20 protein-coding genes are annotated in these 18,640 nt (G+C 58.0%); 17 read left to right on the plus strand and 3 right to left on the minus strand.

Features of this window, described 5'->3' with window-relative positions:
- Positions 1-114 precede the first annotated feature (114 nt).
- On the minus strand, positions 115-1,002 hold the full coding sequence (locus tag ACP3PW_RS06695) for a TIGR01212 family radical SAM protein (protein ID WP_426415918.1): 888 nt from the start codon (positions 1,000-1,002) through the stop codon (positions 115-117).
- 139 nt (positions 1,003-1,141) lie between these two features.
- Here ACP3PW_RS06695 and ACP3PW_RS06700 point away from each other — a divergent pair, with 139 nt between their 5' ends.
- From ACP3PW_RS06700 to ACP3PW_RS06715, 4 genes are all read left to right on the plus strand, one after another.
- Positions 1,142-1,642 carry a DUF523 domain-containing protein gene (locus tag ACP3PW_RS06700; protein ID WP_426415919.1) on the plus strand — a complete coding sequence of 167 codons (501 nt, stop codon included), beginning with the start codon at positions 1,142-1,144 and terminating at the stop codon, positions 1,640-1,642.
- A gap of 191 nt (positions 1,643-1,833) precedes the next feature.
- Positions 1,834-2,460 (plus strand): c-type cytochrome, encoded by a 627-nt coding sequence (locus ACP3PW_RS06705; protein WP_426415920.1) that lies wholly within the window; start codon positions 1,834-1,836, stop codon positions 2,458-2,460.
- Between the two features lie 55 nt (positions 2,461-2,515).
- On the plus strand, positions 2,516-3,073 hold the full coding sequence (locus ACP3PW_RS06710; protein ID WP_426415921.1) for a hypothetical protein: 558 nt from the start codon (positions 2,516-2,518) through the stop codon (positions 3,071-3,073).
- Between the two features lie 43 nt (positions 3,074-3,116).
- A complete protein-coding gene (locus ACP3PW_RS06715) occupies positions 3,117-3,872 on the plus strand; it encodes an amidohydrolase family protein (protein ID WP_426415922.1) in 756 nt (251 codons plus the stop codon).
- Positions 3,873-3,928: 56 nt separating this feature from the next.
- Here the strand turns inward: ACP3PW_RS06715 and ACP3PW_RS06720 are convergent, their stop codons facing one another.
- On the minus strand, positions 3,929-5,194 hold the full coding sequence (locus ACP3PW_RS06720; RefSeq protein ID WP_426415923.1) for a 6-phosphofructokinase: 1,266 nt from the start codon (positions 5,192-5,194) through the stop codon (positions 3,929-3,931).
- 211 nt (positions 5,195-5,405) lie between these two features.
- Between ACP3PW_RS06720 and mpl the strand changes: the two genes are divergently transcribed.
- Together mpl and ACP3PW_RS06730 are read left to right on the plus strand one after the other, a co-directional pair.
- On the plus strand, positions 5,406-6,791 hold the full coding sequence (gene mpl, locus ACP3PW_RS06725) for a UDP-N-acetylmuramate:L-alanyl-gamma-D-glutamyl-meso-diaminopimelate ligase (protein ID WP_426415924.1): 1,386 nt from the start codon (positions 5,406-5,408) through the stop codon (positions 6,789-6,791).
- Positions 6,781-7,395, plus strand: coding sequence for a flavin prenyltransferase UbiX (locus ACP3PW_RS06730; protein ID WP_426415925.1), 615 nt, complete (start codon positions 6,781-6,783; stop codon positions 7,393-7,395). The genes mpl and ACP3PW_RS06730 overlap by 11 nt, the downstream gene beginning before the upstream one ends.
- Before the next feature lie 13 nt (positions 7,396-7,408).
- Here ACP3PW_RS06730 and ACP3PW_RS06735 read toward each other — a convergent pair whose 3' ends face one another.
- The gene (locus tag ACP3PW_RS06735) at positions 7,409-7,969 is read right to left on the minus strand and encodes a DedA family protein (protein WP_426415926.1); all 561 of its coding nucleotides are present in this window, start codon (positions 7,967-7,969) and stop codon (positions 7,409-7,411) included.
- A 78-nt stretch (positions 7,970-8,047) separates the two neighbouring features.
- Between ACP3PW_RS06735 and ACP3PW_RS06740 the strand changes: the two genes are divergently transcribed.
- From ACP3PW_RS06740 to lipA, 11 genes are all read left to right on the plus strand, one after another.
- Positions 8,048-9,304, plus strand: coding sequence for a glutamate-5-semialdehyde dehydrogenase (locus ACP3PW_RS06740; RefSeq protein WP_426415927.1), 1,257 nt, complete (start codon positions 8,048-8,050; stop codon positions 9,302-9,304).
- A 44-nt stretch (positions 9,305-9,348) separates the two neighbouring features.
- Positions 9,349-9,741, plus strand: a complete 393-nt coding sequence (gene rsfS / locus ACP3PW_RS06745) for a ribosome silencing factor (RefSeq protein WP_426415928.1) — start codon at positions 9,349-9,351, stop codon at positions 9,739-9,741.
- A 10-nt stretch (positions 9,742-9,751) separates the two neighbouring features.
- Complete coding sequence (rlmH, locus tag ACP3PW_RS06750; RefSeq protein WP_426415929.1) at positions 9,752-10,219, plus strand: 23S rRNA (pseudouridine(1915)-N(3))-methyltransferase RlmH; 468 nt, start codon at positions 9,752-9,754, stop codon at positions 10,217-10,219.
- A gap of 11 nt (positions 10,220-10,230) precedes the next feature.
- Positions 10,231-12,102 carry a penicillin-binding protein 2 gene (mrdA, locus tag ACP3PW_RS06755; protein ID WP_426415930.1) on the plus strand — a complete coding sequence of 624 codons (1,872 nt, stop codon included), beginning with the start codon at positions 10,231-10,233 and terminating at the stop codon, positions 12,100-12,102.
- Positions 12,099-13,241: a rod shape-determining protein RodA gene (gene rodA, locus ACP3PW_RS06760; RefSeq protein WP_426415931.1), complete on the plus strand. Its 1,143-nt coding sequence runs from the start codon at positions 12,099-12,101 to the stop codon at positions 13,239-13,241. The genes mrdA and rodA overlap by 4 nt, the downstream gene beginning before the upstream one ends.
- An 82-nt stretch (positions 13,242-13,323) precedes the next feature.
- On the plus strand, positions 13,324-14,310 hold the full coding sequence (gene mltB, locus ACP3PW_RS06765) for a lytic murein transglycosylase B (RefSeq protein ID WP_426415932.1): 987 nt from the start codon (positions 13,324-13,326) through the stop codon (positions 14,308-14,310).
- Complete coding sequence (locus ACP3PW_RS06770; RefSeq protein WP_426415933.1) at positions 14,288-15,172, plus strand: septal ring lytic transglycosylase RlpA family protein; 885 nt, start codon at positions 14,288-14,290, stop codon at positions 15,170-15,172. Before mltB ends, ACP3PW_RS06770 begins: the two co-directional genes overlap by 23 nt.
- A gap of 141 nt (positions 15,173-15,313) precedes the next feature.
- A complete protein-coding gene (locus ACP3PW_RS06775) occupies positions 15,314-16,510 on the plus strand; it encodes a D-alanyl-D-alanine carboxypeptidase family protein (RefSeq protein WP_426415934.1) in 1,197 nt (398 codons plus the stop codon).
- 106 nt (positions 16,511-16,616) lie between these two features.
- Positions 16,617-16,913, plus strand: coding sequence for an HP0495 family protein (locus ACP3PW_RS06780; protein WP_426415935.1), 297 nt, complete (start codon positions 16,617-16,619; stop codon positions 16,911-16,913).
- A gap of 36 nt (positions 16,914-16,949) precedes the next feature.
- Entirely contained in the window at positions 16,950-17,630 is a 681-nt protein-coding gene (lipB, locus tag ACP3PW_RS06785) for a lipoyl(octanoyl) transferase LipB (RefSeq protein WP_426415936.1), read from the plus strand.
- Entirely contained in the window at positions 17,627-18,610 is a 984-nt protein-coding gene (gene lipA, locus ACP3PW_RS06790) for a lipoyl synthase (RefSeq protein ID WP_426415937.1), read from the plus strand. The genes lipB and lipA overlap by 4 nt, the downstream gene beginning before the upstream one ends.
- The last annotated feature ends 30 nt before the right edge of the window (positions 18,611-18,640 follow it).

Consider the following 18,640-nt stretch of genomic DNA (forward strand, 5'->3'; position numbering starts at 1 on the left):
CGGAAGCATCTTTCGTTAGTTTAGACGAGAATGTTGGGCGGTGGCCCACAGTGAGCTCCTGTATCGACCTGGCCGAAAGGCTTTTTGGAACGATAGGTGATTATGGAGTGGCGATCAGCCCTCCAGGCGTTTCTGGATCTCACCCAGTACGCCCCATTTACTGCGGCACCATTGGGGCGCTAGAAGATAGTCGGGCGTGCCGGACCCGTGTAGTCGATGGAAAATGAGTTCGGGAGGGGCGCGACGAACAATTTCGGCAACCGTGTCACAATACTCCTCCATCGAGAGTTCGGTGATCTCGCCCTGTTTCCATTGACGTGCTATCTGGGTGCCTTTGACGATATGCAGCGGGTGCACCTTGATCGAGTCGACCCCCAGTTCCAATACCCGCGCGAAGCTATCCAGCGCATCGTCCCCACGCTCTCCGGGCAAGCCAATAATCAAGTGGGTACACAGCTGCAGGTTGCGGGCCTGGGCGCGGCTCACGGCGTCTCGGTAAGCATTAAAGTCGTGACCACGGTTGATGGTGGCAAGCGTGGTGTCGTTAGCCGATTGCAGGCCGAGCTCAAGCCACACCTCCTTGCCCTGCTGCTGGTAATCGGCCAATAGGTCAAGCACAGGGTCGGGCACACAGTCGGGTCGGGTACCCACCGCCAGGCCGATCACCTGATCGCATGCCAAGGCTTCATCATAAAGGGATTTTAGGCGGTCCAGCTCGCCGTAGGTGTTGCTGTAGGCCTGGAAGTAGGCCAGAAATTTACGCGCTCCGGTCAGCTGTCCGACGCGCTCACGCCCGTGCTCGATCTGTTCGCGCACCGTGCCATGGCGTGTGGTTGCTGGGCTAAATGAGCTGACGTTGCAAAAGGTACAGCCGCCAATGCCACGGCTACCGTCGCGATTAGGACAGCTGAACTCGGCGTTCACCGATAGCTTGTACACTTTCTCGCCGTGCTTGCGCTGCATGGCTTGGCCGAAGGTGGTAACGTAGCGTGTGAGATCCATGGTGTGGGGCAGTGTCTGAAATGGGGCGGCTATAGTAATGCGAAGGCCCGTGTCGGACTAGCAGTGGGCTCCATCCCCGGGGATGAGTTGACTAACCCTTGATCTGGATCATCCGATTTGCGACCACTTCGAGTCTGCCATGGAAAAAATATTGGTGAGCGCCTGCCTGCTTGGCCAGCGAGTGCGATATAGGGGCGATGGTTTTGCTCCTGCAGAACGACTTTCCCGTTGGCATAGCGAGGGCCGGCTCATGCTGCTGTGCCCTGAGGTTGTGGCTGGCCTTGGTGTGCCACGCCCTGCGGCAGAGATTGTTGGGGGGCAGGGTCGAGCGGTACTGGAGCGGGAGGCTCGGGTCGTGACGCAGGCTGGTGCTGATCTCACCGATGTGTTTATTCGAGGAGCCGACGCCGCCCTGGCTTTGTGCCGGCGCGAAGGGATTCGAATGGCGGTGATGAAGGCCCGCAGCCCATCCTGTGGCAATCGACAAAGCTACGATGGCTCGTTTCGAGGCGTAAGGGTGTCTGGGGAGGGGGTTGCGGCAGCGTTGTTACAGCGTGAGGGTATTCGCGTATTCAATGAACTCGAACTGGAGTTAGCCGCAGAATATCTGGCTCAGATAACTTCGGACTGCCGGCGTTAGGAGCCCGTTTACGGGTGTCTTGTTTTTCGAATTGAGACCATCTCCTCAATCTGGTGTCAAGCCTTGTGCAGCGGATCTTCAAATGTGCTAAGCGCGTCAGTGACCCGCGCACGTGGCTGGTATATGATAGCGCCGATTTAGCATAGGGTATGGCTGAAGGCCAGTGCCGCTAGTAACGTGAGGATATCCGGATGAAGTACATTGTTTTGCTGCTGTTGTTGACGGCGCCGTTGGCCCAGGCCGAAACCGTCGTGCAGTTGATGAACAAGCTCAATGCGATTCAAAATGACCCCAAGCAATATGAAGAGGCCCTGTACCGAGCAGAGCAGCGTTCGGTGCTGTGCGGCCATTGTCACGGTGCCGATGGAAACAGCAAGCGAGATCACATTCCGAATCTGGCTTCCCAGCGTGCGGAGTACCTGCTGACGCAATTTGAACTGTTCGGAAACGGTAAGCGCCACGACTATGTAATGAGCAAACTGGCAGAAACCCTCAGTGAGCAGGAGCGGGTTGACGTAGCGATCTTCTTCTCCCACCAGCCGGTGAAACAGCGTCCCACCAACGCCTCTGCTCCCCTGCTGAGCAAGGGGAAAAATATCTTCGGCAATACCTGTGTGATTTGCCACGGAGTCGACGCTTACGGCAAGGATCTGCAGCCTCGTTTAGCGGGTCAGCCTGTGCAGTATCTCGTGAGTACCTTACAGACCTTCCGCGACGACCCCAGTGTGCGTCCCCCGTCGGCGATGCACGGTGTTGCTGCCAAACTCAGCGATGGTGATATCTCTGCCTTGGCCGCGTATCTCTCCAGCCTGCCCTAGGGTTATGTCCTGGCCAATACTCCCAGGTTGTGCCCAATGGGCGCGGGTGGTGTGTGTGCTGGTGGGGCTGCTGACGTCGCAGGCCTATGGCGCTAGCGAGCAGGCGAGCCCACTATGCGGGCTTTATAGCCAGCGGGTCGCCGAAACCTTTTACTCTCCAACGGCGCTATGGCAGCGTGCCAGGCAGCCACTTCAGGCGGTTCGTTTTGTTGAGGATCTGGAGGCCCGTGGCCACCAGTGTGGCCTGTCTGAAGTTCAGCGGCCATTGCTGTGTGCAGAGCTGGAGCGACTGCTTGGGCGTCACGCCCGCTTCCTTGAGAGCCAGTGGGCGTTGAGTGACATCGATGGTCAACAGATAACCCTGCGTCAGCTGATTGCGCACAAGCGCCTCTATTACTGCCCGGGACGTTTTGCTGGCGGTGATTTAGCGGTGGTGACTCGCCTTGCGCCGGCTGATTTGGAAGCCATCGCTCCGATGTCCCTGTCGTTTCCCCTGCAATCGGTAGTTTCGGATTCGTTGGCGCACGCGGTGCTCCCGGTCAGTGAACGGCTTAATCCTCGTTGGCGCTACCTTGGTGGGGTTGGCGGGTTACACCCGGTCTATTATCAGTAGCAGGTGGCCAAAAAACGACCGCCTCGATCGCCAAGGAGGTGTCATGCCACACTCGCTGTTCGATGCCCATCTGCACATTATCGACTCGGCGTACCCTTTGATGCCAAACCGGGGGTATCTGCCTGAGCCTTATCCTGTTGCCGAGTACCTCGAGGAGCTGAGTCCTTTCAATGTGGAGGGTGGCGCGGTCGTATCCGGCTCTTTTCAGGGGTTTGATCAAACTTACCTGCTGGCCGCCCTGCAGCAGCTTGGGCCGCAATTTGTGGGGGTTACCCAGCTCCCTCATAGCGTGAGCGACGAAGAGCTTGTCAGGTTGAATCGGCAGGGTGTGCGGGCGCTTCGTTTCAATGTGCACCGGGGTGGCTCCGAGTCTTTGCATGCACTTGCCGCAATGGCGCTGCGCGTGAATGAACTCTGTGGGTGGCATGTCGAGCTCTATATCGATTCCACTCAGCTGGGGGCGGTGCTCTCCCTGTTGCAGGATATTCCGAGCTTCTCCATTGACCACCTGGGTTTGAGTCAGCAAGGATTGCCCTGGTTATTGCGTGCGGTTGAGTTGGGGGGGAGGGTAAAAGCCAGCGGATTTGGGCGCGTTAGCCTGGATGTGGCGGGCACGCTACAGCAGATTTATCAGCTGGATCCGGGTGCACTTATGTTTGGTAGTGATCTTCCGGGTACTCGCGCCCCGCGCCGCTTCTGCGCAGCCGACATTGAGTTGCTGGTGGATGCCCTGGGGGTCGATGGGGCAGACCGGGTGCTGCGGCGCAATGGGAGGGTGTTTTACCGCTGCGGAGGCTGAAGTGATCCGCAGCCTGGGAGACCGAAGCCGCAGCAGTGCGCGGCTTCGGGTAAGCGCTAGTCGAACTGAAACTCGGTCTTTAGTTTTTTCTTAACCAGCTCATTCTTCAGGGTTACGTAGTGGGGCAGGCCGTTCACGTAAGGTGGGTAGTCCTCACCCTGAATCAGGGGGGATAGATATTCTCGGCAGGAGTCGGTGATGGCGTAGCCATTATCCTTGATGAAGTGAATCGGCATCTTCTTTTCCTGGTTGGCCACCTGACTCAGGGGAGCCTCGCCTACCCGCCAACGATAGGGTTGGTCAGATTCGCGGACAACAATGGGCATTACTGCGTTGCGCCCGGCGATGGCGAACTCCACTGCTGCCTGGCCCATCGCGTAGGCTTGCTCGACGTCGGTAGCGGAGGCAACATGGCGCGCTGCACGTTGCAGGTAATCGGCAACCGCCCAGTGGTATTTGTAACCTAGCGAGTGTTTGATCATAGTGGCCAGCGTGGGGGCGACGCCGCCGAGCTGGGTGTGACCGAAAGCATCTTTGTTGCCGGAGTCCGCAAGGAAGCGCCCATCCTCGTACTGCGCGCCCTCGGAAGCGACGACCACGCAATAGCCGTAGTCGTTGACGCATTGCTCGACTCGGGCGAGAAACTTCTCTCGGTCGAAGGCGATTTCGGGGAACAGGATAATGTGGGGGGCATCGCCCTCTTGCTCGGCAGCAAGACCGCCTGCGGCTGCGATCCAGCCCGCATGACGCCCCATCACCTCCATAATGAAGACCTTGGTGGAGGAGTTGCACATCGATGCGATATCCAGCGCCGCCTCCTTGATCGAAACCGCTACGTATTTGGCAACGGAACCAAAGCCGGGGCAGTTGTCGGTGAAGGGTAGGTCGTTGTCGACGGTCTTGGGGATGCCGATACAGCTGATCGGGTAACCCATTTTTTCACCCATTTGGGAAACCTTGTAGGCGGTATCCTGTGAGTCACCCCCTCCGTTGTAGAAGAAGTAACCGATATCGTGGGCCTTGAAGACTTCGATCAGACGCTCGTATTCAGCTTTGTTTTCTTCCAGGTTATGCAGCTTGTAGCGGCACGAGCCAAAGGCACCGGCAGGAGTGTGTTTGAGCGCGGCGATATCGGTATCGCTTTCGAGGCTGGTATCGATCAACTCTTCGCTTAGCGCACCAATGATGCCGTTGTGGCCAGCGTAGACTTTACCGATTTTGTCGGGGTTCGCGCGTGCAGTTTCGATCAGGCCGCATGCGGACGCATTAATGACAGCCGTTACGCCGCCGGACTGGGCGTAGAAAGCATTTTTGGGGGACATCAGGAGGCTCCTGCAGGGTTTGGCTTTGGTGGGGGCGAATCATACTCGAAACTGATCCGGTTTGCATAAGGAGATATACCCATTCACCTGGCCGGAAGCCCTTGTGGCCTGTGAACTGCGGTTAATTTGACGATAAGGCTGCGGGCGTTGGATGTGACTTGTTGGGCTGCCGTGATAGGCTTCCACCTTTTCAGTCTTTATCGGGACAACTATGCACATACATATTCTCGGGATTTGCGGCACCTTTATGGGGTCGTTGGCGGTTCTGGCCAAGTCCCTGGGTCATCGTGTTACCGGCTCCGACCAGAACGTCTATCCCCCGATGAGCACGCAGTTGCAGGCGCAGGGGATCGAACTGGTCGAGGGCTACGATCCCGCTCAGCTTGATCCCGCTCCCGACCTGGTGGTGGTTGGTAATGCCATGTCGCGGGGCAACCCGGCGGTAGAGTACATGCTCGATAAGGGGCTACCTTATCGGTCCGGCCCCCAGTGGCTGGCAGAGCATGTGTTGCAGGGGCGCTGGGTGCTGGCGGTGGCGGGTACCCATGGCAAGACCTCGACCAGCTCGATGCTGGCATGGATTCTGGAGTACGCAGGCATGTCCCCCGGTTTTCTGATCGGCGGTGTTCCCGGTAACTTCGGCGTGTCCGCGCGTCTGGGGCAGACCCCTTTTTTTGTGATCGAGGCAGATGAGTACGACAGCGCCTTCTTTGATAAGCGGTCAAAATTTGTTCACTACCAGCCGCGCACGGCGGTGCTGAATAATCTGGAGTTTGATCACGCCGATATATTCCCCGATCTTGAGGCGATCCAACGGCAGTTCCACCATCTGGTGCGAACGATCCCTGCGACGGGGCTGGTGCTATCCCCCGGTGAGGACGTTGCGCTGCAGGCGGTGTTGGCCCAGGGATGCTGGAGTGAACAGCAATCCCTGTCGCTAACCCGGCCCGAGGCGACATGGTATGCCAGGGCGCTATGCGCGGATGGCAGCGAGTTTGAGGTTTTTCATCAGGGAAAGGCGCAGGCCACCGTTAGTTGGTCGCTGCTGGGCGACCATAATCGGGCCAACGCCCTGGCGGCGATCGCCGCCGCACGCCATGTCGGTGTCACGCCCGCGATCGCGGCCCAAGCGCTGGGTGCGTTCACGGGTATCAAGCGGCGCCTGGAGTTACTCGCCGATCGCGGCGGGATTCGCCTGTACGACGACTTTGCCCATCATCCGACCGCAATCGAGACCACGCTTAAAGGGTTGCGGTCGCGGGTTGGGCAGCAGGGGCGAATCCTGGCTGTTATCGAGCCACGTTCCAATACCATGCGTCTGGGTATACACCGCCCCAAGCTGGCTCCCTCAACCGCCAGTGCTGACCGGGTATATTGGTTTCAGCCCGAAGGGGTGGATTGGGCGCTGGATGAGGTGGTGACCCAGAGTGCGGTGGAGGCCAGTGTGGAGTCGTCGGTGGATCGGCTGGTGGAACGCCTGTTGCTGGATAGTCGGCGCGGAGATCATATACTGGTGATGAGCAATGGCGGTTTTGGCGGTCTTCATGACAAGCTCAGATTGGCCCTCGAGGAGCACTATCCCCATCATGACGAGTAAACGTATTACCCTGGCTTTAACGGGGGCTTCCGGTGCCCAATATGGGCTCTGTTTATTGGAGCAGTTGTTGGCGCAAGGCTGTGAGGTGAGTTTTCTTATCTCCCGCGCGGCGCAGGTCGTGGTTGCAACAGAGACCGACCTCAGGCTCCCAGGTGCACCCGGCGAGCTGGAAAAATGGTTTGCTGAGCGCTACGCCGATCTCGCTGGAAGGGTCAAGGTCTATGGGCGCGAGCAGTGGATGGCGCCAGTCGCGTCGGGGTCCGGGGCGCCGGCCTCGATGGTGATCTGCCCTTGCAGTACCGGCACCTTGTCGGCGATCGCTTGTGGCGCCAGCAATAACCTGATCGAACGGGCGGCGGACGTCGCCTTAAAGGAGCGACGTCAGTTGATTCTGGTGCCCCGGGAGGCGCCCTACTCGGAGTTGCACCTGGAGAATATGCTGCGTCTGACCCGCATGGGGGCAATGATTCTTCCGGCCAGTCCGGGCTTCTACCACCGTCCCGTCAGCGTTGAGGAGATGGTGCAGTTTGTGGTTGCGCGTATTCTCGATCAGTTGGGGCTGGAACAGACCTTTGTGCCGCGCTGGGGCGAGTCCTCCGATTAGGAGGGTGCCCATTTTACTCGAACCAGCGGTATAGCCATTGCAGTGAAGCAAGGGTTTCCGGGTTGGCGGCGGCGCCAGCCAGGTAGCCGGGTAATAGATAGAATGGCGCCCAGGCCACGGCCGACAGCAGGCTGACCACTACAAAGCGCAGTGCCGGCATCTCCATCATCCCCGCAATCATCGGGATGATCGGCCGCAGTGGACCGATAAAGCGACCCAACACGACACTGAGCATGCCATGGCGCTCAAAAAAACGTTCCCCTTTGTCGATCCATTGCGGGTTGTCGCGAAACAGGCGGGTGCGGCTGATCGGCCCGTGGCAATAGCGTCCCAGCAGGTAGCTGAGGTTATCCCCCAGAACCGCACCGACGAACCCCCACCAAAGCACGGTTTCCAACGCGATGCCGCTACTGGCGGCCAGCAGGGCGATGCCAAACAGCATCACCACACCCGGCAGGATGAGGCCGATTAGCGCCAGTGACTCGGCGAAGGCGGTCACGCAGAGGACGAATTCCAGCCATTGGCTGTGGGCAGCTAACCACTCGAGCAAGGGGTCAATCAGTGTGAGGTCCATGAATAGGGGCGACTCCCGTCAGCGGGCAAGTTATAATCGTGCGAATTTTCGCTGGTATTACCCAAATCTGGAACCCCTATGGATGTAAAAGAGTATATGGCGCAGGTAGGGCGTCGTGCCCGGGCCGCATCCCGTGAGATCGTGAAGGCGACGACGGCACAAAAAAACGCCGCGCTACTGGCTACCGCCGATGCCCTTGATGGCGCTCGTGCCGAGTTGTCCCTGGCCAATCAGCAGGATCTCGATGCTGGCCGCAATAAAGGTCTGGACGCGGCGATGCTCGATCGGCTGGAGCTTACACCAGCGCGTATCGACTCCATGATTGAGGGGCTGCGCCAGGTGGCCAGCCTGCCCGATCCGGTGGGTACCATCAGCGATATGCGCTACGTACCCAGCGGTATTCAGCTCGGCAAGATGAGAGTGCCCCTGGGTGTGGTGGGCATTATCTACGAATCACGTCCTAATGTAACCGTGGATGCTGCTAGCCTGTGCCTGAAGTCGGCTAATGCCACTATTTTGCGGGGAGGTTCCGAAGCGATCCACTCCAATCAGGCGATCGCTGCCTGTATTCGCCAGGGTCTGGCGGCGGCCGGTTTGCCGCAGGATGTGGTGCAGGTCATTGAGACTACCGACCGCGAGGCCGTCGGCGAGCTCATTACTATGTCCGAATACGTTGATGTCATCGTACCTCGAGGTGGAAAAAGCCTGATCGAACGGGTCAGTCGCGATGCCCGGGTGGCGGTGATCAAGCACCTCGACGGCATCTGCCATGTTTATATCGATGACCACGCCGACAGTGCTAAAGCGCTTAAGATCGCATTGAATGCTAAAACCCACCGCTATGGTACCTGCAACACCATGGAAACCCTGCTGGTGGCAGAGTCGGTCGCAGAGCGGCTGCTGCCCGAGCTGGCGGCGCTCTATGCTCCCTATGGCGTCGAACTGAGGGGGTGCCCCCGAACCTGCGCGCTGCTGGATAATGCGGTGCCCGCCAGCGAAGAGGATTGGGCCACCGAGTATCTGGCGCCGGTGTTGGCGGTACGCGTGGTGAGCGGTATGGAGCAGGCGATCGAACATATCAATCACTACGGCTCGCATCACACCGATGCTATTGTGAGCGAAGATTTCAGCAAGGCACGCCGGTTTTTAACCGAGGTTGATTCCGCGTCGGTGATGATCAATGCTTCGACCCGATTCGCCGACGGCTTTGAGTACGGACTGGGTGCTGAAATCGGTATCTCGACCGACAAGATCCATGCCCGCGGACCGGTTGGCCTTGAAGGGCTGACCTCTGAAAAATATGTAGTTTTCGGTGATGGCCATATTCGCCAGTAACCTTAACTTGACACCAAACCCTAACGGAGAGAATTTTCCCCTACATGCAATCTGAACAATTGAAAAATCTGGTCCTCGAATCCCTGGAGAACATTAAAGGCAAGGATATCACCTGCCTGGATGTGCGGGAGCTTACCGATATTACCGACTATATGATCATCGTCAGCGGTACTTCGAACCGCCATGTTAAATCGATTGCCGACTCGGTCGTCGATGATGTGAAAAAACAGGGTATTCGTCCTCTGGGAAGCGAAGGCGAGTCGGGTAGCGAGTGGGTGCTGGTGGATCTGGATGTCGTGGTGGTGCATGTAATGCTACCGGCAACCCGGCAGTTCTACGATCTGGAGCGGCTGTGGGAGGGTTCCACGCGCTTGGCAGACCAGGTCAGTCAGTCTGCGTCAGGCGAACAGGCGGACCAGAACGACACCACAGACTGATTATTGGCCGATGCGCATCCGTCTTATAGCCGTTGGTACCCGCATGCCCGCCTGGGTCCAGCAGGGGTATCAGGAGTACGCCAAACGCCTGCCCGCCGATTGTGGCTTGGAGTGTGTTGAAATCCCTTTGGGTAAGCGCACGAAAGGGGCGGACATCAAGCGCGCTCAACGAAAAGAGGGTGAGGCCATGTTAGCGGCTATTGGTGGCGGTGATCGGGTCATCGCGCTGGAGGTCGGCGGGCGTCCCTGGAGTACCGAGCAACTTGCCGAGCAGATGCAGCAGTGGCGTTTTGATGGCCGCAATATCAGTTTGCTGGTAGGAGGGCCTGAAGGATTAGCGCCCGAGTGTGTGGCTCGGGCAGATCAGAAATGGTCGCTATCCCCGCTGACGCTGCCTCACCCGCTGGTGAGGGTGTTGTTGTCGGAGCAGCTCTACCGCGCCTGGAGCATCCTTAATAATCACCCCTATCACCGCTGAGCAGGAAGCTGATGGCTGGTTCCACCGCGATCAAGGATACTCGGAGCGAGGCGAGGATATTTACCTCCCGCCTGCTGCTGTGCCTGTTCGTGGTGCTGGTGATGGTGGGGGTGCTGGTAGCGCGCATGATCAATCTGCAGGTAATTCAGCACGCAGACCTCAGTACCAAGTCTGATGATAACCGTATCCACCTGCAGTCGTTGCCTCCCACTCGAGGCCTTATCTACGATACCCGAGGCAACCTGCTTGCCGAAAACAAGCCCAGTTACACCCTGATGCTGGTCAAGGAGCGGGTAGGGAATCTGGAGCAAACCCTCGCCAACCTACGGGAGATTCTCCCTATCAGCGATGAGCAGGTGGAGGCCTATCGCAAGTCGGCGCGCCAGAGTCGTCCCTTTGAATCGGTGCCTCTCAAATATCGTTTGCAGGAGGATGAGATCGCCCGTATTGCGGTCAACGAACACCGTTTGCCTGGTGTCGAGGTGGAGGCCCAGTTGGTGCGCTTTTACCCCAACGGTGACCATTTTGCCCATTCGGTCGGTTACGTCGGCAGTATTAACGAGCGAGAGTTAGCCGGGCTCGACCCGGATGCCTACAGCGGCACCCGCTCCATCGGCAAGATTGGCGTTGAAAAGTTTTATGAGATCCAGCTACTGGGCAAGGCGGGTTTTCAAGAGGTGGAAACCGATGCCCGGGGGCGTGTGCAGCGGGTCATCAGCCGTCGCGACCCGGAGCCAGGCAGTGATATCACGCTCTACCTCGATGCCGAGCTGCAGAAAGTGGCCATAGAAGCCCTGAAGGGCCGCCGGGGAGCTGTGGTGGCGCTGGATACCCGCACCGGGGGCGTATTGGTTATGGCCAGCGCGCCCGCTTATGACCCCAACCTGTTCGTCACCGGTATCGCTAGCCGGGATTACAGCCTGCTGCGCGATAATGAGGATCGCCCGCTCTATAACCGCGCCTCGTTAGGGGAGTATCCCCCCGCATCGACCATCAAGCCGATGGTTGCGTTGGCAGGTCTCGATACGGGGATCACCAATCCGAGCTACACCATTTTCGATCCGGGCTGGTATCAGCTGCCCGGCGAGGAGCGCCTCTACCGAAACTGGAAGCGAGAGGGGCACGGTGTCGTTGATCTGGAACGTGCTGTTATGTACTCCAACGATACCTACTTCTATGAACTGGCTCTTAAGTTGGGGATCGATAACATGCACCAGTACCTGTCGGGCTTTGGCCTTGGGCGGCGGATTGGCCGTGATATTTCCGAGGAGCGGCCGGGGTTGATGCCCTCGAGGGACTGGAAACGAGGAGCCCGGGGGCGCCCCTGGTATCCAGGTGAAACATTAATTACCGGTATTGGGCAGGGGTATATGCTGGCAACGCCCCTGCAGTTGGCGGCGTCGACGGCGGTGATCGCCAATCGCGGTAAGTGGATCCGCCCGCAGTTGTTAAAAATGGCTTCCCCCATGTTCGAACTGCCGGCCAAGCCCGAGCTGGTGGACGTTGAACTGAAGAAGCCGGAGTACTGGGATTTTGCTATCGAAGCGATGCGAAAAGTGGTGCACCACCCGCGCGGTACGGCCCACTATCGGATCGGGCGCAATATCGATTACCAGATGGCGGGTAAGACCGGAACTGCGCAAATCGTGGGCATCAAACAGGACGAAAAATACGATGCCGAAAAGCTGGCAGAACGTAATCGCGATCATGCTCTTTTTGTGGGGTTTGCCCCGCTGGACGATCCTCAAATAGCTATCGCGGTGGTGATTGAGAACGGCGGTAGTGGCAGTGGCACAGCGGCACCCATCGCCCGTAAGGTGCTAGACGCTTACCTGTTACCGCGAATTCAGGCCGGCCTTGCCGGCGCTGGAGCAGCCCAATGAGTCGTCAGGATTTCGAGCGTCAACTGGCGATCAGCGAAGATAGTATGCAGAGTCGGGCGGTATTCTGGTTGCGGCTCGATCCCGTATTGCTAGGCCTGTTGTTGTTACTGATGGGGGGCGGGCTGCTGGTGCTCTACAGCGCCAGTGGGCAGAATTTGGCGATGGTGAGTCGCCAGGCGGTATACCTTGCGGTCGGTTTGGTTGGCATGGTAGTGATCGCTAACATACCTCCGCGTATCTTTGAACGTTGGTCTCCCTGGGTCTACCTGTTGGGGTTAGGGTTGTTGGTAGCCGTGTTGATCAGCGGCACGGGAGCCAAGGGGGCACAGCGCTGGTTGGCGTTACCGGGCTTTCGGTTCCAACCCTCGGAGATCATGAAGCTGGTGATGCCGATGGTGGTTGCCTGGTATCTCGCCAAGCGCGTGATGCCCCCCAGCTTCCGCCATTTGTTGATGGCGATGATACTGATTTTATTGCCGGTGCTGCTGATCGCCAAGCAGCCCGATCTGGGCACTTCGCTGCTGATTGCGGCCTCGGGAATGTTTGTGTTGTTTCTGGCAGGTCTGAGGTGGCGCATTATCCTGGGTGCGGTGCTGGCGGCATTGCCCCTCGTCTGGGGGATGTGGCACTACCTGATGCGTGACTATCAGAAGCAGCGAGTCCTTACTTTTCTCAATCCTGAAAGCGACCCCTGGGGGTCGGGCTGGAATATCATCCAGTCCAAAGTAGCAATCGGGTCAGGGGGGATTTACGGCAAGGGATGGTTTGGCGGCACTCAGTCCCAACTCGATTTTCTTCCCGAAAGCCATACCGATTTTATCATCGCCGTACTGGCCGAAGAGTTTGGTTTGGTGGGGGTGTTATTGCTGCTGGCGGTCTATGTCGCGATCATTGCGCGAGGAATCGTTATTGCCCTCAACGCGCAAACCTTATTTGGAAAGTTATTAGCGGGGAGTATTACGCTCACTTTCTTTGTCTATGTCTTTGTCAACATCGGTATGGTGAGCGGTTTGTTGCCGGTGGTGGGAGTTCCCCTGCCGCTGGTCAGTCGTGGTGGTACCTCGGTGGTGACGCTGTTGGCGGGGTTCGGCGTGTTGATGTCGGTACATTCGCACCGCAGCTGGTTGGGGCGGGGTTGAATCGCGGTTGCCCTGCTTTGAATTATCTGACAACGTGTAGCGACCTGATACGCGTTACCGTTTAATTGAGGAAGATCCAAGAATGAGACTGTTATCTGCACTGGGGGTATCACTCTGCCTGTCGGCGAGTAGCGTATTTGGAGCTGACTACAGCGACTCCAAGGAGGCGCAGAAACTGATCGATGAGATGGTGCAGGAGCACCAGTACGATCGGGAAACGCTGGAGCGTGTATTTGACTCAGCGACGCGCAAGCAGTCCATTCTCGACGCGATCGCACGTCCTGCCGAACGCACCAAGACCTGGCACGAATACCGCCAGATCTTTATCACCCCGAGCCGCACCAAAGCGGGTATAGCGTTCTGGCAGCAGCACGCCGAGGCGTTGGCGCGGGCTGAAAAGGAGTTTGGTGTACCCCCGGAAATGATCGTGGCGATTATTGGCGTGGAAACTTTTTACGGCAAACATCGCGGTAAGTTTCGGGTTGTGGACGCGCTCTCCACGCTGGGTTTTGATTACCCCCCTCGCCAGACCTTCTTTCGTAAACAGCTCAAGGAGTTTTTGTTACTCAGCCGCGAGCAGGGTTTTGATCCCCTGGATCTAACCGGCTCCTACGCCGGTGCGATGGGCTTTCCCCAGTTTATCCCGAGCAGTTTTCGCGCCTACGCGGTGGACTTTGACGGCGACGGCCAGATCGATATCTGGAACAACCCGGTTGATGCCATCGGTAGCGTCGCCAACTACTTTCGACGTCACGGCTGGCAGCAGGGGGCCCCGGTGGTTACCCGGGCTCACGTCAAGGGTGACCAGTATGGCGAGGGCGTGAGCGATAGCCTGAAACCTGGGCAAACCCTGGATGAACTGCAGGCGCTGGGGTGGGAGCCGCTTCAGGTGCCAGCGGCAGATGCCAGTGTGCGGGGCATTAAGTTGCAGGGCGAACACGGCAGTGAGTTTTGGGTCGGGATGCATAACCTCTACGTGATCACCCGCTACAACCACAGCACCCTCTACGCGATGGCCGCGTTCCAGCTCAGCGAGGAGTTGCTCGATGGCATGCCCAAGGCGCTATAGCGGGATGCTCTGGAGTCGTCTCGGGGCCCTGTTGTTGACTTGCCTGTTGCTGGTGGCCTGTAGTTCCAGCACTACGCGTCCCGGCACCGATGGGGCACCCAGCGGGCACTTTGACGTAGCCTCGATTCCCGACGCCGTCCCTAAAGCGCACAACGGTCCCGTCAAATCGACTCCCTATACACTCTTCGGGATCAAGTATTACCCCCTGAGCAGCGCGATAGGGTATCGCAAGGAGGGCACGGCCTCCTGGTATGGCACTAAATTTCACGGTCATAAAACCGCCAATGGCGAAACCTATAACATGTACGGTATGAGTGCGGCCCACAAAACCCTGCCGCTGCCCTCTTATGCTCGCGTCACCAACCTGGCTAACGGCAAAACTGTGGTCGTACGGGTCAACGACCGGGGGCCTTTTCACGGTGATCGCCTGATCGATATGTCCTATGCGGCGGCCCGCAAACTGGGTTTTTTTGGGCAGGGCACGGCTCGGGTACGGGTTGAGGGCATCGACCCCGACAACTACCAGTCCGGTGGAGAGGCAAGCGGCGGCCCGGTAGCGGTTCCCCGTGCCGAGTTGGCTCCCGTAACGCTGAAATCAACAACCCGCACTAGCACAGAGCCCAAGCACCCGCGTATGTTTTTGCAAGTGGCAGCTTTGCAAAATTCCCAGTCGGCCCATAGCTTGCAGCGGCGGTTGAGCGAGGTAACGCGCTTCCCGGTTGCCGTAGTGGCGGGTATTGAGCAACCGCAACCCTTACATCGGGTAAGGATTGGCCCCTTCACGACCTTGCAAGAGGTTGAAGAAGCGAAGCAACAAGTCGATAATGCCGCGTTGGGCGCCCCTCATCTGGTTTACGAATAGGTTTGGCGGGCCCCAAGGGTCACCTTTGATTCCCGACCTGTGACCCCGCTCCCGGATTGGCCTGGGAACAGGGGAATTTTCAGCTCGGTGCAGGGTCTCAGTAGAGACTCTCCAACTCCCTTAATTTCTATACAGGATTTTTTGTCTCTGCTTATGCGATCTTTTTGCACTCTGCTCTCCCGTTTTATCTCCCCTCTGCTGTTGGTTGCTAGCGCGCCCCTGTTGGCGGCCTCGCCGATCCCGTCGGCGCCGACTCTTGCTGCCAGTAGTTACATCCTGATGGATGCTAACAGTGGTCGCATTCTGGTGGAGTCCAACGCCCATCAGCCGCTGCCACCGGCCAGCTTGACCAAATTGATGACCGCTTTTGTCGCTGAAAACGAGCTGGCTGCTGGCAACATCAGCGCCACCGAAGAGGTGTTGGTTAGCGAAAAAGCCTGGAAAATGGGCGGTTCCACCATGTTTATCGAGGTGGGTGAGCGGGTAGCGGTGGAGGAGTTGCTCAAGGGCATTATCATCGTCAGCGGGAACGATGCCAGTGTAGCCATTGCCGAGCACATAGCCGGTAGCGAAGGGGCCTTTGCGGAGCTGATGAACAGTACTGCCAATGAACTGGGTATGACCAATACCCGTTTTGTGAACGCCAGCGGCTGGCCCGCCGAAGGTCACTACACCACCGCGGCGGATCTTGCGGTGCTGGCGCGTGCCACTATCTACCAGCATCCTGACCGTTATGGAATTTATGCCGAGAAGTACTACCAGTATGGTGTGGATAAAAAAACAGGCAAGCCCCTGCGTAAGCAACCCAACCGTAACCGCTTGCTGTGGAGCAACAGTGCAGTGGATGGACTAAAAACTGGCCACACCGAGGAAGCGGGTTACTGCCTAGTGACTTCGGCCTCACAGGATGGCCGCCGCCTGATCTCGGTGGTGATGGGCGCCAAGAGTGAAAAATCCCGTGCCAGTGAAACCCAAAAATTACTCACCTACGGTTTCCGTTTTTTCGAAAATGCGCTGGTCAAACGCGGTGGCGAAGCCCTGCAAACTCCCCGGGTGTGGAAGGGAGTTACGGATAAGGTAGCGGTGGGGGTGAGCGAGGATATCATGGTGACTATCCCGCGTGGCCAAAGCAAAAACTTGAGCGCCGTTATGGAGCTTAACCCGACACTTGAGGCGCCGCTGAAGCAGGGGCAGGTGCTGGGTGAGGTGAAGGTGTTGTTGGGAGAAGAGTTGATCGAAACGGTGCCGGTGGTGGCACTGCAAGCGGTTGAATCCGGTGGTTTCTTCAGGCGTCTGTGGGATTCCATACTCCTTTTCGTATTTGGACTCTTTGCCTGACCGATTCCCGGCACGGGGCTGCGATCGCGCCTCGCTTTGTATTATAATTGTACAGCTGCAGGCTTAGCCTGCAGCTTTTCTGTTTCTATCCCAGGCGGTATCTGTGGTGAGCGATATTCTTTTCAACCAACAGCAGAGTGGGCAGCCCGATGCCCCCAAAATCGAATTTCCCTGTGATTACCCGGTGAAGATCCTGGGTGACGCCGATGCCGATTTTGTCGAATTCGTACTCAAGGTCGTACAGCGCCATGACGGTGACTTTAACGGCACGCACGATGTTAAGGCCAGCCGTAATGGGCGCTTTCAGTCGGTTACGGTGGTGATTACTGCTACCGGGGAAGCCCAGTTAAGCGCGCTGCATAAGGAATTTATGGACAGTGGCCGCGTTAAAATGGTGATCTAGCTCGCGAATCAAGAGCTCCCGAATCAAGGCGATCTGATGAATTCCAATGATAATAGCCAGACCCTGCTGGTACGCGAGCTGGGGATGGTGGAGTACGAATCCAGCTGGCAATTGATGAAGCAATATACCGACCGTCGTGATGGATCCTGCCGCGACGAGCTGTGGTTGTTGCAGCATCCGCCGGTATTTACCCAGGGTCAGGCCGGTAAGGCAGAGCACTTGCTGATGCCCGGCGATATCCCCGTGGTCAAGGTCGATCGTGGTGGCCAGGTAACCTATCACGGCCCGGGCCAGCTGGTTGCCTACCTGCTGGTGGATATCAAACGCCGTGGCAAAGGGGTTCGTGATCTGGTGACGGCGATTGAGCAATCCATTATCGACACCCTCGCCGAGTGGTCGGTGGAGTCCCGGGCCAAGCCCGATGCACCGGGAGTGTATGTCGGCGATGCCAAGATCGCCTCGCTGGGGCTGAGGGTGCGCCGCGGTTGCTCCTACCACGGCCTGGCCCTTAACGTTGATATGGCGCTGGAACCCTTTTTGCGGATTAACCCTTGCGGTTACGCAGGGCTGGCGATGACCCAGCTCAGCGAGTTGGTCACCGATATACAAATAGACGTGGTTAGCGACAGATTGAAACAGAACTTGACTCGATTGCTCGGGTATAATCACTACGACACCACCACCGACTCCCTGCAACTGGATGATTTACCTCTATGAGCACCAACAACGATACCCCCGCTAAACCCGCCCGCGCCGTGCAGGGCGTTAAACTTCGTGGGGCCGACAAAGTTGACCGCATCCCGGTCAAGGTGATTCCCACTGAACCTGGCGCGATGCCTCGCAAACCCGACTGGTTGCGGGTGAAGATGCCGGCTTCGCCGGAGATTACCCGCATCAAAGGCCTGCTGCGCCAGCACAAGCTGCATACCGTGTGCGAAGAAGCGGCTTGCCCCAATCTTGGGGAGTGCTTCAGCGGCGGTACCGCCACCTTTATGATCATGGGGGATATCTGTACCCGTCGTTGCCCCTTCTGTGATGTGGCCCATGGCCGCCCCAACGCGCTCGATACTAATGAACCCAAACAGTTGGCTGCGGCGATCGCCGATATGAAGCTGCGCTACGTGGTGGTGACTTCGGTCGATCGCGATGACCTGCGCGATGGTGGCGCTGGCCATTTTGCCGATTGCATCCGTGAAGTACGTGCCCTCAGCCCCGATATCCAGATCGAGACCCTGGTCCCCGATTTTCGCGGTCGTATGGAAGTGGCGCTGGACATTCTCAGCGAAACACCCCCTGATATTTTCAACCATAACCTCGAATCGGTGCCCTCACTGTATAAAAAGATTCGGCCCGGCTCCGATTACCAGTGGTCGCTTACCCTGCTCAAGGAGTACAAGCGGCGTAACCCCGCGGTAACCACCAAGTCCGGGCTGATGCTCGGGCTCGGAGAGACCATCGACGAGGTGATTGAGGAGATGAAGGATATGCGCGAGCATGATATCGAGATGATCACCCTCGGTCAGTATCTTCAACCCAGCCGCAACCATCTGCCGGTGGATCGTTTCGTGCACCCCGACGAGTTTGCCGAACTGGCTGATATTGCCCACGAGCTGGGCTTTTCCAAGGTCGCCAGCGGCGCCCTGGTGCGCTCCTCCTATCACGCTGATCAGCAAGCCAAGGGCGATCTGCTCTGCTAGGCTGCCATCGCCATCTTCGCCCAGCTCCAG

It is taken from the genome of Aestuariirhabdus sp. LZHN29 (assembly GCF_049985285.1).
In the GTDB taxonomy this organism is placed as follows: Bacteria; Pseudomonadota; Gammaproteobacteria; order Pseudomonadales; family Aestuariirhabdaceae; genus Aestuariirhabdus.

Coding starts and splice junctions, on each gene's coding strand:
- ACP3PW_RS06695 (WP_426415918.1), bottom strand. CDS start 1,002: ATGGATCTCACACGCTACGTTACCACCTTCGGCCAAGCCATGCAGCGC.
- ACP3PW_RS06700 (WP_426415919.1), top strand. CDS start 1,142: ATGGAAAAAATATTGGTGAGCGCCTGCCTGCTTGGCCAGCGAGTGCGA.
- ACP3PW_RS06705 (WP_426415920.1), top strand. CDS start 1,834: ATGAAGTACATTGTTTTGCTGCTGTTGTTGACGGCGCCGTTGGCCCAG.
- ACP3PW_RS06715 (WP_426415922.1), top strand. CDS start 3,117: ATGCCACACTCGCTGTTCGATGCCCATCTGCACATTATCGACTCGGCG.
- ACP3PW_RS06720 (WP_426415923.1), bottom strand. CDS start 5,194: ATGTCCCCCAAAAATGCTTTCTACGCCCAGTCCGGCGGCGTAACGGCT.
- mpl (WP_426415924.1), top strand. CDS start 5,406: ATGCACATACATATTCTCGGGATTTGCGGCACCTTTATGGGGTCGTTG.
- ACP3PW_RS06730 (WP_426415925.1), top strand. CDS start 6,781: ATGACGAGTAAACGTATTACCCTGGCTTTAACGGGGGCTTCCGGTGCC.
- ACP3PW_RS06735 (WP_426415926.1), bottom strand. CDS start 7,969: ATGGACCTCACACTGATTGACCCCTTGCTCGAGTGGTTAGCTGCCCAC.
- ACP3PW_RS06740 (WP_426415927.1), top strand. CDS start 8,048: ATGGATGTAAAAGAGTATATGGCGCAGGTAGGGCGTCGTGCCCGGGCC.
- rsfS (WP_426415928.1), top strand. CDS start 9,349: ATGCAATCTGAACAATTGAAAAATCTGGTCCTCGAATCCCTGGAGAAC.
- rlmH (WP_426415929.1), top strand. CDS start 9,752: ATGCGCATCCGTCTTATAGCCGTTGGTACCCGCATGCCCGCCTGGGTC.
- mrdA (WP_426415930.1), top strand. CDS start 10,231: ATGGCTGGTTCCACCGCGATCAAGGATACTCGGAGCGAGGCGAGGATA.
- rodA (WP_426415931.1), top strand. CDS start 12,099: ATGAGTCGTCAGGATTTCGAGCGTCAACTGGCGATCAGCGAAGATAGT.
- mltB (WP_426415932.1), top strand. CDS start 13,324: ATGAGACTGTTATCTGCACTGGGGGTATCACTCTGCCTGTCGGCGAGT.
- ACP3PW_RS06770 (WP_426415933.1), top strand. CDS start 14,288: ATGGCATGCCCAAGGCGCTATAGCGGGATGCTCTGGAGTCGTCTCGGG.
- lipB (WP_426415936.1), top strand. CDS start 16,950: ATGAATTCCAATGATAATAGCCAGACCCTGCTGGTACGCGAGCTGGGG.
- lipA (WP_426415937.1), top strand. CDS start 17,627: ATGAGCACCAACAACGATACCCCCGCTAAACCCGCCCGCGCCGTGCAG.